The organism is Citrobacter sp. Cf125, from assembly GCF_030333935.1.
In the GTDB taxonomy this organism is placed as follows: domain Bacteria; phylum Pseudomonadota; class Gammaproteobacteria; order Enterobacterales; family Enterobacteriaceae; genus Citrobacter; species Citrobacter freundii.
Map to the genome: position 1 here is coordinate 928,870 of NZ_JAOWEY010000022.1, position 12,577 is coordinate 941,446.

11 protein-coding genes are annotated in these 12,577 nt (G+C 54.0%); 2 read left to right on the forward strand and 9 right to left on the reverse strand.

Annotated elements, in window-relative coordinates; translation table 11 throughout:
• Positions 1 to 4: 4 nt before the first annotated feature.
• Genes napB through napF form a run of 6 tightly spaced genes read right to left on the reverse strand, consistent with a single transcriptional unit; the run spans position 5 to position 5,230 of the window.
• A complete protein-coding gene (napB, locus tag OGV89_RS08735) occupies positions 5 to 454 on the reverse strand; it encodes a nitrate reductase cytochrome c-type subunit (protein ID WP_003839442.1) in 450 nt (149 codons plus the stop codon).
• Positions 451 to 1,314, reverse strand: a complete 864-nt coding sequence (napH, locus tag OGV89_RS08740) for a quinol dehydrogenase ferredoxin subunit NapH (protein ID WP_003027552.1) — start codon at positions 1,312 to 1,314, stop codon at positions 451 to 453. The genes napB and napH overlap by 4 nt, the downstream gene beginning before the upstream one ends.
• Positions 1,301 to 1,996, reverse strand: a complete 696-nt coding sequence (gene napG / locus OGV89_RS08745; protein ID WP_003027555.1) for a ferredoxin-type protein NapG — start codon at positions 1,994 to 1,996, stop codon at positions 1,301 to 1,303. The genes napH and napG overlap by 14 nt, the downstream gene beginning before the upstream one ends.
• Before the next feature lie 6 nt (positions 1,997 to 2,002).
• Positions 2,003 to 4,489, reverse strand: a complete 2,487-nt coding sequence (gene napA, locus OGV89_RS08750) for a nitrate reductase catalytic subunit NapA (protein WP_003027558.1) — start codon at positions 4,487 to 4,489, stop codon at positions 2,003 to 2,005.
• Entirely contained in the window at positions 4,486 to 4,749 is a 264-nt protein-coding gene (napD, locus tag OGV89_RS08755) for a chaperone NapD (RefSeq protein ID WP_003027560.1), read from the reverse strand. The genes napA and napD overlap by 4 nt, the downstream gene beginning before the upstream one ends.
• Positions 4,739 to 5,230: a ferredoxin-type protein NapF gene (gene napF / locus OGV89_RS08760; protein ID WP_044701160.1), complete on the reverse strand. Its 492-nt coding sequence runs from the start codon at positions 5,228 to 5,230 to the stop codon at positions 4,739 to 4,741. Before napF ends, napD begins: the two co-directional genes overlap by 11 nt.
• 412 nt (positions 5,231 to 5,642) lie before the next feature.
• Here napF and eco point away from each other — a divergent pair, with 412 nt between their 5' ends.
• Positions 5,643 to 6,140: a serine protease inhibitor ecotin gene (gene eco / locus OGV89_RS08765; RefSeq protein ID WP_003027568.1), complete on the forward strand. Its 498-nt coding sequence runs from the start codon at positions 5,643 to 5,645 to the stop codon at positions 6,138 to 6,140.
• A 92-nt stretch (positions 6,141 to 6,232) separates the two neighbouring features.
• Here the strand turns inward: eco and mqo are convergent, their stop codons facing one another.
• Complete coding sequence (gene mqo, locus OGV89_RS08770; RefSeq protein WP_286558521.1) at positions 6,233 to 7,894, reverse strand: malate dehydrogenase (quinone); 1,662 nt, start codon at positions 7,892 to 7,894, stop codon at positions 6,233 to 6,235.
• 278 nt (positions 7,895 to 8,172) lie between these two features.
• Here mqo and OGV89_RS08775 point away from each other — a divergent pair, with 278 nt between their 5' ends.
• Positions 8,173 to 9,420 (forward strand): SulP family inorganic anion transporter, encoded by a 1,248-nt coding sequence (locus tag OGV89_RS08775; RefSeq protein ID WP_003845139.1) that lies wholly within the window; start codon positions 8,173 to 8,175, stop codon positions 9,418 to 9,420.
• Here OGV89_RS08775 and mgtE read toward each other — a convergent pair.
• Positions 9,383 to 10,819: a magnesium transporter gene (gene mgtE, locus OGV89_RS08780; RefSeq protein ID WP_003027576.1), complete on the reverse strand. Its 1,437-nt coding sequence runs from the start codon at positions 10,817 to 10,819 to the stop codon at positions 9,383 to 9,385. The genes OGV89_RS08775 and mgtE overlap by 38 nt on opposite strands.
• 105 nt (positions 10,820 to 10,924) lie before the next feature.
• Positions 10,925 to 12,568 (reverse strand): multidrug ABC transporter permease/ATP-binding protein, encoded by a 1,644-nt coding sequence (locus OGV89_RS08785; RefSeq protein ID WP_003027580.1) that lies wholly within the window; start codon positions 12,566 to 12,568, stop codon positions 10,925 to 10,927.
• Positions 12,569 to 12,577 lie beyond the last annotated feature (9 nt).

The window sequence follows — 12,577 nt, forward strand, 5'->3', positions numbered from 1 at the left end:
CCTCTTATTTCCCGTAACCTTTCGAGGGGGTGAAGGTATTTTCAACAATCGGCGCGGCGTCAGCCTGCGGAACGTGACATTGCAGACAGAAATAACGACGCGGCGCGACTTCAGCCAATACCTTGCCGTCGCTATCCATAAAGTGCGTCGGACTGATGCGCGGCGCACCGGTGGTACGATAGCTTTCCACACCGTGGCATTGCAGGCAGCGGTTGGTGTTAGTCGTCACCTGATATCCTTCAACGCTGTGCGGAACCATCGGCGGCTGATTCACATAGTTCAGCGGCATACGCACTTGCTCTTTCGGCATGCGAATCGCCCCTTCCTGTGTTCCTGAGACTTCCGGTGACTGGCTCAGATCCACTCCGTTTGCAGCCCAAACTGCCCCACTGACTAGCAAGGCCAGCGCGGCCATCCATTGACTCAGCGCTTTAATCAGGTCATGGCTTTTCATGATTTCGCTCCCGAACTCCATCGTGTTGTTATTGTAAAAACATCCTCAGAACAGACATCCACACAGCGACCGCAGGCCATGCAATCGCGACTGGTTACCTGCACCGGACTTTGCTCATCCAGCACCGGCGCACGTAGCACATGCGGTTCCGGGCAAACATGAAAACAATCCATACAGCGGTTACATCTGTTACGTTCTTTTGCCGAAACGGTTAATGCACCTTTGCTTCCCACCACGCTATACAGCGCACCCAGTGGGCAGAGATGCCCGCACCAGCCATGCTCAACGACCAGTAAATCAAATAAAAACAGCGCGAGGATCAGCAACGCTCCGCTACCGAATCCCATTACCAGGCTACGTCCCAGCAAAGAAACCGGGTTTATCCACTCCCACAGCAGCGTACCAGTCAGCGCTGAACCGACCAGAATGACCACCAGCAGGACGTACCGTATATGGCGCGGCAGGGTCGCAGACTGATTCAGGTCAAACCTTCTGCGCAGCCAGCTGGCTAAATCGGTGACCGGGTTCATAGGACAAACCCAACTGCAAAACAGTCGCTTACCGGCCAGCGCATACAGCACCGTAATGATGGCTGCCCCCGTTAACGCCACCGTCGCTGGCAGATGCCCGCTGGCCAGGCTTTGCAGAGTAATCAGCGGATCGGTGAACGGGATAGCGTCCAGCAACAGGCTGCTACTGTAGTTGCCATGCAGAATCCAAACACCAAGCCACGGGCCGCTAAGGAACATCGCCAGTATCAGAAACTGACTCAGACGACGCAGCAGCAGCCAACGATGACTCTTCCACCATCCTTTTTTTGCCTGCGCTTCACGCCCGGCATCACGTTTACGATTTGCCATTGTTCCCCTCCAGCCAACCGAAGCGGTAATGGTGTCCTAACTCCCCTTTCGCCAGCGACAACGGCAGCACTTTTATTGCTGGCTGCTCCAGTACGCAGACTTTTTCGCATTTCCCACAGCCGGTACAGGCATCGCTGTGCACGGTAGGAATAAACCGCGCATGCTTGCCGGTACGCATGTTACGGTCCAGCTCCAGGGTGATCGCCTCATCGATTTTCGGGCACTCGCGATAGCAAACGTCACAGCGTAATCCCTGATAGTTGAGGCAGTTTTCGTGATCCAGCAGTACCGCCAGCCCCATACGCGAATCGTCAATGGATTCAATTTCTCTGTCCAACGCGCCGCTGGGGCAGACTTTGGCGCATGGAATGTCCTCACACATTTCGCAGGGAATATCACGGGCGATAAAATATGGCGTACCAGCCGCCAGCCCGGAGGCCAGCGTCGCCAGCTTCAGCGTGTCATACGGACATGCCTGAACGCACTGACCGCAACGTACGCAAGCGCTGGCAAATGCCTCCTCGCTTAGTGCACCTGGCGGGCGCAACCGCACGCCGGTTGCGCGTGCGGTTTGTTGTTGCAACCCCAGCGCCACGCCAACGACGGCCAGCCCGCCCGCTGCGCGAACCATATCGCGCAGAAAGCGGCGGCGGCCATTTTGGGGTTTTGCTGACCGGGACATAACGCGTTACACCTTCGCCAGTTTCACGGCGCACTTCTTGAAATCCGTCTCTTTTGAGAGCGGATCCGTCGCATCCAGCGTCAGGTTGTTCACCAGCTGTGCGGCGTCGAAGAACGGCATGTACACCAGCCCCTGCGGCGGACGGTTACGACCGCGTGTTTCAACAATCGAAATCACTTCGCCACGACGGGAAATCACTTTGACCTTATCGCCACGACGCAGATCGCGTGCTTTTGCATCCAGTGGGTGGATAAACAGCACGGCTTCCGGGAAAGCGCGGTGCAGTTCAGGCACACGACGCGTCATACTGCCGGTATGCCAGTGTTCCAGAACACGTCCGGTGGATAGCCACAGGTCATATTCTTTATCCGGCGCTTCAGCAGCAGGCTCAAACGGCAGCGCGAAGATAACCGCTTTACCGTCCGGTTTACCGTAGAACTTGTAGCTTTCACCTGCTTTCACGTAAGGGTCGTTGCCTTCGCTGTAGCGCCACTGGGTCTCTTTGCCTTCGACGACTGGCCAGCGTAAACCGCGGGCTTTGTGGTAATCGTCAAATGGCGCAAGGTCATGCCCGTGACCGCGACCAAACCAGGCGTACTCTTCGAACAACCCTTTTTGCAGATAGAAGCCCAGCTCGCGGGATTCATCATTCAGTTGATCTTCAGCCAGTTCAGTCACCGGGAATTTTGTCACTGCTGGCGTGGCAAACAGCACGTCATACAGCGTTTTGCCACGCAGCTCCGGTTTTTGTGCCAACAGCTCTTCGGGCCACACTTCTTCTGTTTTGAAGCGACGAGAGAACTGCACCAGTTGCCACAGATCCGACTTCGATTCGCCCGGTGCTTTAATCTGCTGACGCCAGAACTGTGTACGGCGTTCAGCGTTACCGTAGGCACCTTCTTTCTCTACCCACATCGCAGTCGGCAGGATCAGGTCAGCAGACAAGGCGCTGACCGTCGGGTACGGATCGGAGACAATGATGAAGTTGCGCGGATCGCGCCAGCCCGGCATACGCTCCTCATTGATGTTCGGACCAGCCTGCATGTTGTTGGTACACATCGCCCAGTAGACATTGAGCTTGCCATCTTTCAGCGCGCGGTCTTGCGCCACGGCGTGCAGACCGATTTTTGCCGGAATGGTCCCTGACGGAATATTCCAGTGCTTCTCGCAGATATCGCGGTGTTTTTCGTTTGTCACCACCATGTCCGCAGGCAGACGATGGGAGAATGTACCGACTTCACGCGCGGTGCCGCAGGCGGAAGGCTGGCCGGTCAGAGAGAACGGGCCGCAGCCTGGCTGGGAGATTTTGCCAGTCAGCAAGTGCAGGTTATAGACAAGGTTGTTGGCCCATACACCGCGGGTGTGCTGGTTAAAGCCCATCGTCCAGTAGGAGATGACTTTTTTCTTCGGATCGGCATACAGCTGCGCCAGCTGTTCCAGCTGATCTTTTGGTACGCCGGTCATTTCGGCGGTTTTATCCAGCGTGTACTCAGCAACGAAGGCTTTGTAATCCTCAAAGCTCATCGGTTCAGAGGCATCGGATCCCGGGTTTTTCGCCGCTTTTTCCAGCGGATGGGTCGGACGCAGACCGTAGCCGATGTCCGTCACGCCTTTACGCAGGTTGACGTGCTTGCTAAAGAAATCCTGGTTAATCGCATTGTTTTGAATGATGTAGTTCGCGATGTAGTTGAGGATCACCAGATCGGTTTGCGGCGTGAAGACCATACCGTTATCCGCCAGCTCAAAGCTGCGGTGCTGGAAAGTGGAGAGAACCGCGACGTTGACGTTAGGATCGGACAGACGACGGTTGGTGATGCGCGACCACAGGATCGGGTGCATCTCTGCCATATTCGCGCCCCACAGGACGAAGGCGTCTGCATGTTCGATATCGTCATAGCAGCCCATCGGTTCATCCATACCGAAGGTACGCATAAAGCCGACTACCGCTGAGGCCATGCAGTGACGTGCGTTCGGGTCGATGTTATTGGAACGGAAACCCGCTTTAAACAATTTGGCAGCGGCATAACCTTCCCAAATCGTCCACTGGCCAGAGCCGAACATGCCGATAGATTCCGGGCCTTTCTCTTTCATCGACGTTTTGAATTTCTCTTCCATCACGTCAAAAGCCTGGTCCCAGCTAATCGGGGTGAACTCGCCTTCTTTGTGATATTTGCCGTCTTTCATGCGCAGCATCGGCTGCGTTAAACGGTCTTTCCCGTACATGATTTTCGGCAGGAAGTAACCTTTGATGCAGTTAAGCCCACGGTTAACCGGCGCATCCGGATCGCCCTGGCATGCCACAACACGCCCTTGCTGCGTTCCGACCAATACGCCGCAGCCCGTCCCGCAAAAACGGCACGGGGCTTTGTCCCATTTGATGGCTTCTTGCTGACCGACTACCGCGCGGGCAACGCCCGGCACGCTTAACCCGGCAGCCGCCGCAGCGGCCGCAACGGCGTTAGCTTTCATAAAGCTACGACGACTGAGTTTCATGGTGTTTCCTCACCTTGCTCATCCTGCTGGTGATAAACCAGCGACACCGCCAGCACGCCCGCAACGTTGCGCACTGACTCAATTGTTTTCATTAGCGTTTCACTTTGCTCAGCTTCCACCACCACAATCAACTGACCACTTTCCACATCGCTGAGTGCAACTTCGCAACCGGGAAAGGAACGCAACTGCGTGGCGATATCGTTGATATGCTGGCTTTTGGCCTGAACGACCAGGCTGCAGACCTGCCAGTTATTGTCCATGGTTGTACTCCGCGTTAATGGCTGATACCGGGCAGATAGCGACACAGGCGCCACATCCGTTACAGTCCTGATTGTCGAGCTGCGGCTGATAAATACCGGACAGCGTGGGGCGAAAGGTTATTGCCATGGGCTCACAGCTATCCTGACAGCGGTGACATTCAACGGACTGATGTGCGAGACAGTTTTCCCCAATCGTAAAGTTCAGATCCCATGCCCTGGTGTGGCGCGGAAGAAAAAGTGATTCGGGACAGGCTTCTGCGCAGGCATAGCAAAAGCTGCACTCGCCGTGTTTGAAATTTACGCTCGGGTAACCACCCTGGCCTCGCTGCAGGATGTCGGTTTCGCACGCCTGGATGCAGGCGTCACAACGGAGGCAATGGGCCAGAAAGTGAGAGTCTTCCTTGCTCCACGGCGGACGGATCCCTGAGCTGGCGTTTCGCCAACTGCCTGTCAACATGCCTCGACGGGATAAATCAACCATGACATTGTCCTTCCATAATGACGCCCTCCCTCGGCGGGTTGAACGACATAAAAAACTGCACTATTTATGAGTAGTTATTTTTAGCCGTAAGATATTTCAGGATGTGTTAGAGGTGCATACCCCAATTGGGGTAAATGCTGTTGCCGGATCAAAGGAGTGTTGAGTTGGCGGGAAAAAATGCGCTTTTGCTCACATTTCAATGAGTTATATAGTCATGTATATAGCGATCAAATAGTAAGAGAATAATCTTACATTTAAGATTATTCTTAGAATATATAGCTACATTGAACGTAAACCATTGCTAGATACACTTAAAATATAAGTAAATACAGATTAATTGATGATGCGAATATGTTAACCTGCCCCAGACTCGTTCAAAAGACAGAAGAAAGGAAACACTGTGAACAATAAGATGAAGACAATTGTCCCTGCCGTACTTTTCGCCGCCTTTGCCAGCACCTCTGCATGGGCTGCCAGTAACGAAGCCGGCGCTCAACCGCTGGAAAAAGTCGCCCCTTATCCTAAGGCGGAAAAGGGTATGAAGCGCCAGGTTATCCAGCTTACCCCTGAGAAAGATGAATCTACTCTGAAAGTAGAACTGCTGATCGGACAAACGCTGGAAGTTGACTGCAACCAACACCGCCTGGGTGGCGAACTGGACAGCAAAACGCTGGAAGGTTGGGGATATGACTACTACGTCTTCGACAAAGTCACATCTCCGGTTTCAACCATGATGGCCTGCCCGGACGGTAAGAAAGAGAAGAAATTCATTACTGCGTATCTGGGTGATGACGGCATGCTCCGTTACAACAGCAAGCTGCCGATTGTGGTCTACACCCCGGAAAACGTGGACGTTAAATACCGTATCTGGAAAGCAGAAGATAAAATTCAGGACGCAGTCGCGCGCTAAGTCAGGATGTGCCGGATGGCGGCGTACCGCCTTATCCGGCCTACAGACGCATAAAACAGGCCGGATAAGCGCAGCGCCATCCGGCATTGTATTTACAGTGCGATATCCGCGACGGCTTTCTGTTCAGGCTGCGGTTGTCCCTGAGGTTTCAGCTGTGGTTTCGGTGCTTCATCAGCAACCTGCGGCTTGTCATATTTCAGACCCAGAACCTCACTGGTGTACTGCAACTCTTGTTCCGTAGCCTCAACGTTACCGTTCAGCTTAGTACCATAAGACGGAATGATGGTTTTCAGCTTCGCCTGCCACTCGGGGCTGGCCACTTTATCTTTAAACACTTTTTCCATCAGATGCAGCATGATCGGTGCCGCGGTTGATGCGCCCGGAGAAGCTCCCAGCAGCGCAGCAATCGTGCCTTCTTTATCGCTGACGACTTCAGTACCCAGACGCAACACGCCGCCCTTCTCCGCATCGCTTTTGATGATCTGCACACGCTGGCCCGCCTGCCATAAACGCCAGTCTTCTTTTTTCGCCTGCGGATAGTACTCTTGCAGCGCAGCAAAACGGTCGTCGTCGCTGAGCATCACCTGGCTCACCAGATATTTCACCAGATCGAAGTTATCCAGACCCACGTTGACCATCGGCATAAAGTTCGACGTGGTGGTCGAGCTGAGCAGATCCCACAATGAACCGTTTTTCAGGAACTTGGTGGAGAATGTCGCGAATGGCCCAAACAGCACAACGCGCTTGCCATCAAGGATACGCGTGTCGATGTGCGGTACGGACATCGGCGGCGCGCCAACGGAGGCCTGACCGTACACTTTCGCCAGGTGGCGGTTGACTACGTCCGGATTGTCCGCAACCAGGAACTGCCCGCCCACCGGGAATCCGGCATAGCCTTTCGCTTCCGGAATGTCGGTTTCCTGCAACAGCTTCAGCGCAGCGCCACCGGCACCGATAAAGACAAACTTCGCCTTGATATCATGTTCCGCTTCGTTATTTTTCAGATCGGCAACCGTGACCGTCCAGCTATTGTCGGCATTACGCTTAAAACCGCGCACTTCGGTGCTCAACTGCAGCGCAAAGTTGGGCTTTTTCTGCAATGAGGTAATCAACTGGCGTGTGATTTCGCCGTAGTTCACGTCAGTACCGATCTCGGTACGCGTTGCCGCAACTTTCTGCTGCGGATCGCGACCTTCCATAACCAAAGGCGCCCATTCTTTAATCTGCGCGTGATCTTCAGAGTAGCGCATACCGCGGAACAGGGTGCTTTGCTGGAGTGCCGTGTAACGGGCACGCAGGAAATTCACGTTCTCGTCGCCCCAGACAAAGCTCATATGGGGAACAGTGGTGATAAACGAGCGGGGTTCATGCATCACGCCATTGTTGACCTGATACGCCCAAAACTGGCGGGAAATCTGGAAGGCTTCGTTAATTTCGACTGCCTTTTCAATGCTGATGCTACCGTCGGCCTTTTTAGGCGTGTAGTTCAGCTCCATCAGTGCGGAGTGTCCCGTTCCGGCGTTATTCCAGCCATTTGAGCTTTCCTGCGCTACACCATCCAGTCGCTCAACCATGGTCATTGACCATTGCGGCTCCAGCTCCTGTAAATAGGTTCCCAGCGTGGCGCTCATGATGCCGCCGCCAATCAACAGTACATCCGTTTCCTGCTCTTCCGCCGCTTTCGCTTTTGCCGCCATCGAGACAACATTCAGCCCTACAGCCATGGTGAAGAGCATGGCAGTCACTTTTTTCATAATGTTAATGCCTTACTTTTAGTATCGCTTTTTTGCTTTTAATGCAGGTGAAAATCGAGCGGCATCAACGGTAACACTTAAGTAAAAATAATTAAATATTGTTTATAGATTATATTTAATTTTTAAAAATGTTATTAATACGTTGATAGTTTATATGGTTATTGACAATCATTTCTGGAAACCAGTCCGTCAGACGGGTACTATGCTGCGCTTTGCTATTCACCGCACGGATGCCTGTCGGTCTGCTGTATCAGGCCATTTTTGACCTGAGTGTAACTATGTCTGCAACTCAACATTCCTCTGTCGCAGTCGCGGAAAACGCGACCCGTGCGGTGCTCCGCCAACCCCGTCTGCTGGTTCGCGAAACACTGGCCGGTGTGGTAACCGCCCTGGCGCTGATCCCGGAAGTGATCTCGTTTTCCGTTATCGCAGGCGTTGATCCTAAAGTCAGTCTGATCGCCTCCGTCGTACTGTGCCTGGCGATGTCCTTTTTAGGTGGTCGTCCGGCAATGGTTACCGCCGCTGCAGGATCGGTTGCGCTGGTGATTGGTCCGATGGTGCATCAACACGGCGTGCAATACATCCTGCCTGCAGTGGTGCTGGCCGGGTTGATTCAGATCCTGTTTGGTGTATTGGGAATGGCACGTCTGATGCGATTCATCCCTACTGCCGTGATGACCGGATTTGTCAACGCACTAGGTATTTTGATTTTCTTTGCCCAGGTCCCTCATTTCTGGGGGAAAAGCCCGCTCATCTGGGGGCTGTTTGTCCTGACGCTGCTGATTGTGCTGTGGGTTCCGCGGTTTATTAAAGCTATCCCCGCACCGCTTATCGCCATCGTGCTGCTGACCGTGTTCACTGTCACCAGCGGGCAACTGTTACCGACCGTCGGTGACGAAGGTTCGATGAGCGGCGGCCTGCCGGGTTTCACCCAGTTGTTGGTTCCGCTCAACCTGCAAACGCTGGCGATTATCTGGCCCTGCGCGCTGAGTATCGCTTTTGTTGGTTTGATGGAGTCGCTGTTAACCGCCCGTCTGGTGGATGACCTGACGGTGACGCCGTCGAATAAGAATCGCGAGAGTGCCGGGCTGGGGATAGCCAATATTCTGGCCGGATTTTATGGCGGCATCGCCGGGTGCGCGATGATTGGTCAAACCATCGTTAACGTCGAGATGGGCAAAGGACGCAGCCGCGTCTCGACGGTTGCCGCCGGACTGGTATTACTACTGTTAGTCACTGGGTTAAGCGAAGTGATGGCAGAAATACCCATGTCGGTGCTGGCGGGAATTATGGTGATTGTGGCGGTAAAAACCTTCAGTTGGCACAGCATCCAGCCCGCCACGCTGAGGAAACTCCCCATCACTGAAACGCTGGTTATGCTGATGACCGTCGCTGCCACGGTGTCCACCGGCAACCTGGCGATTGGCGTGGTTGCCGGGGTGATGGCAATGCTCATTCTGCCACGTATCGTCAGAAGCAAACGCGCGGCTACATCAGAAACAGCGTTGCCAGACCGAGAAAAATAAAGAATCCCCCGGTATCGGTGATAGCCGTAATCATCACGCTCGAGCCGACCGCCGGGTCGCGCCCGAGCTTCACCATCGTCATCGGAATGATGACCCCCATTAATGCTGCCATCAACAAATTAAGCATCATCGCCAGGGTCATTACTCCGCCGAGCGCCATGTCATCGTACAGCCACCAGGTAATACCGCCCATAATTCCGCCCCATACGAGGCCATTAATCACTGCAACGCCCATTTCGCGCAGGATCAAAAACGTCAGGTTCCCCGGCTGAATATTTTGTAGCGCCAGCGCGCGGACGATCATGGTGATGGTTTGATTCCCGGTATTGCCGCCAATTCCCGCCACAATTGGCATCAGCGAGGCCAGCGCCACCAGTTGCGAAATCGTATGTTCAAAACCGTCGATCACCCGCGAGGCGATAAAGGCGGTACAGAGGTTAACGGCCAGCCACGCCCAACGGGTTTTTACCGCTTTGGTAACGGGCGCAAACACATCCTCTCCGGCGCTTAAGCCCCCCATTCGACGCAAATCGGTATCAGTTTCTTCATAAACCACATCGACGATCTCATCGATAGTTAAGCGGCCCATCAGCTTGCCTGAAGGGTCAACGACTGCAGCACTGACCAGGTCGTCACGTTCGAAGGTACGTGCAGCGTTTTCAGCGATATCGTCCGGAGAAAAGGTGAGCGGGTCATCTTCCATCACCTCGCTGACTTTGCGTTGCACATCATTGAGCAGAATGCAGGTTAGCGTCAGTTCTCCAACCAGCACTTTATTGCGATCGGTCACGAAGAGTTTATCGGTGTTCTCCGGCATTTTGCCCAACCGTCGCAGGTAGCGTTGCACCACTTCCAGCGTCACGTCCGGACGCACGGTGATGACTTCGAACTCCATAATCGCGCCGACGCGATTCTTCTCGTAATGCATTACCTGGCGGACACGCGCCCGCTCTTCGGCTGGTAACGTCGCCAGCAACCGTCCAGTGAGGTTACGCGGGAGATGCTGCACCAGATAAATCTGTTCATCGATATCGAGATATTGCAGCGCATCCAGTATTTCGCGGTCACTCATCTCATCGATCAGGTCGTCCCAGACGTTTTCAGACGCCTCAAGCAGGACGTTACCACGCTTTTCACTTTCGACCAGTCGCCACAGGGCGTGACGCTCTTCTGAAGGTAATGCTTCGAGGGTATCGGCTAAATCGGGAGGCGGCAGGTGGGCGACCAGCGCCCCTACCTCAGCAATATCGTCGGCTAACGTACCGACGTCATATTGCTCAGCCAGGGTAAGCTTGCCCAACAGTGTTGAAATAATGGCTTTATCAGTGGTCAGCAGCCAGATAAGGCGCGCACGCTCTTCATCACGCAGCCTGGCGCTGTTTTTGTTTATTACGGACATTAATCATAAATCCATGATATGAAATATCATTAATCATGATGCTGATTTATGTAAATAACAATAAACAGTGCCGCCGGGTGGCTAAAAAACCGGCGGCACGTGGGATCAGGCTGTGCGAGCCACCGCGTCACGTGAGGCGGCTTCACGTTCATCGCCCAGCAGTTCACTCAACTGTCCATTACGCATTTCCAGCAGACGATCGGCGTGAATAAAATAGTGATCGTCGTGGCTAATGGCGAAAATGGTTTTGCCCATTTCCTGCATCAAAGGCAATAGCACCTGATAGAACTCGCGGCGGAAATGGGGATCCTGATCGGCAGCCCATTCATCCAGCAGAATGATGTCGCGCTCCTCCGCCAGAGCCAGCAGCAGCGCCACGCGTTTCTTCTGCCCTTTCGACAGTTTCAGATTGAGGATACGGCCATCGCTCAGCTCCAGCTTGTGCCCCATCTTCAGATGTTCCAGCCACTTCGCGACCAGCTGCGGATTAGCCTCTTTACCTTCCGGCCCCAGCAGTTTGTCGAACAGCCAGACGTCGGTAAACACGGCGGAGAATAGCTTGCGGTAGTCTTCCGGTTTTTCAACGGCAACGGCCTTACCATCAAGCAATATTTCGCCTGACTGCGGCTGGTATAGACCAGTCAGTAACATCGCCAGCGTAGATTTCCCGCTACCGTTACCGCCAATCAGAAAGATCAGTTCACCGCGATGAATCGTCAGATTCACGGGTCCAACGGAGAAGGCGTTATCCTGATAGTGGAAAACCACGTTACGTAACTCCAGCGTCTGCCAGTTCGGAAACGCATTTGGACGTGGGAATTCGGCCTTAAAGGGCGCAAGGGCAAACCTGTTCAGCTTGTTGAACGCTACCTGCGCGGTGAGCAGCGTCGGTAGCGCGCCAACGGCAGAGAGCAGCGGCGTGCGCAGAAATAGCAGCGTCAGCGAATAGGTCGCCGCCACGGCGGTATCCGCCCAGCCCAGGCTGTTGGCCATCCAGAACACCAAACCAATGGCGCCCAGCATCATAATGTTCGACCAGTTGACTGCGCTCAGGTGGAAAGTATCGGCGCGAATAATATGGTGACGGTACTCTTTGGCATCCGGGACGTACATCTGATTAAAGATATGCTCGGCACGCTCACGGTTGAGCGTCAGCTCTTTGCGCCCTTCCAGCACCGTTTGATAATCGTTGTACAACTTATCTTCAGTTTCGCGCAAGGTGGCCATGTGTTTATACACCCGCGCCACCAGCACAAATCCGCCCCAGATGGTGATTGCCATCCAGATTGCTGTCACCAGCAGCATTTTAGTCGACAGCATCGCCAGATACGCCGCCGATCCGACTGTCAGGATAATCCCCTGTACCAGCTCAGGCAGACGAACAAAGGCGATGGTGATGTTGCGGATATCACTGGTTAAACCCGCCAGCAACGAGGCGCTGCCAAGCTGTTCGATGCGCTCGACGTGGGTGTCCAGAATCCGTTTGATAAATTCGCTACGCAGTCGGTAGACAAAGTGGTGTCCCAGCGTGGTGAGCGCCAGTTGTGAACCGAGGGTGACGGCCATCAATAATAGCAGCAGGCCAAGAAACTCCGGTAGCACCATCAGCGTGGTGTCGACCGTTTCAATCAGACGCTGGTTGATAAACGCAATCAGCCCAATCCCCAACGCGGCGCTGGCGAGGCTGAGCGCCATCACGCTGATAAATGGCCAGCGATACTGCCGCCAGACAAGAAGTAAAAGTTCCATGCACACAAC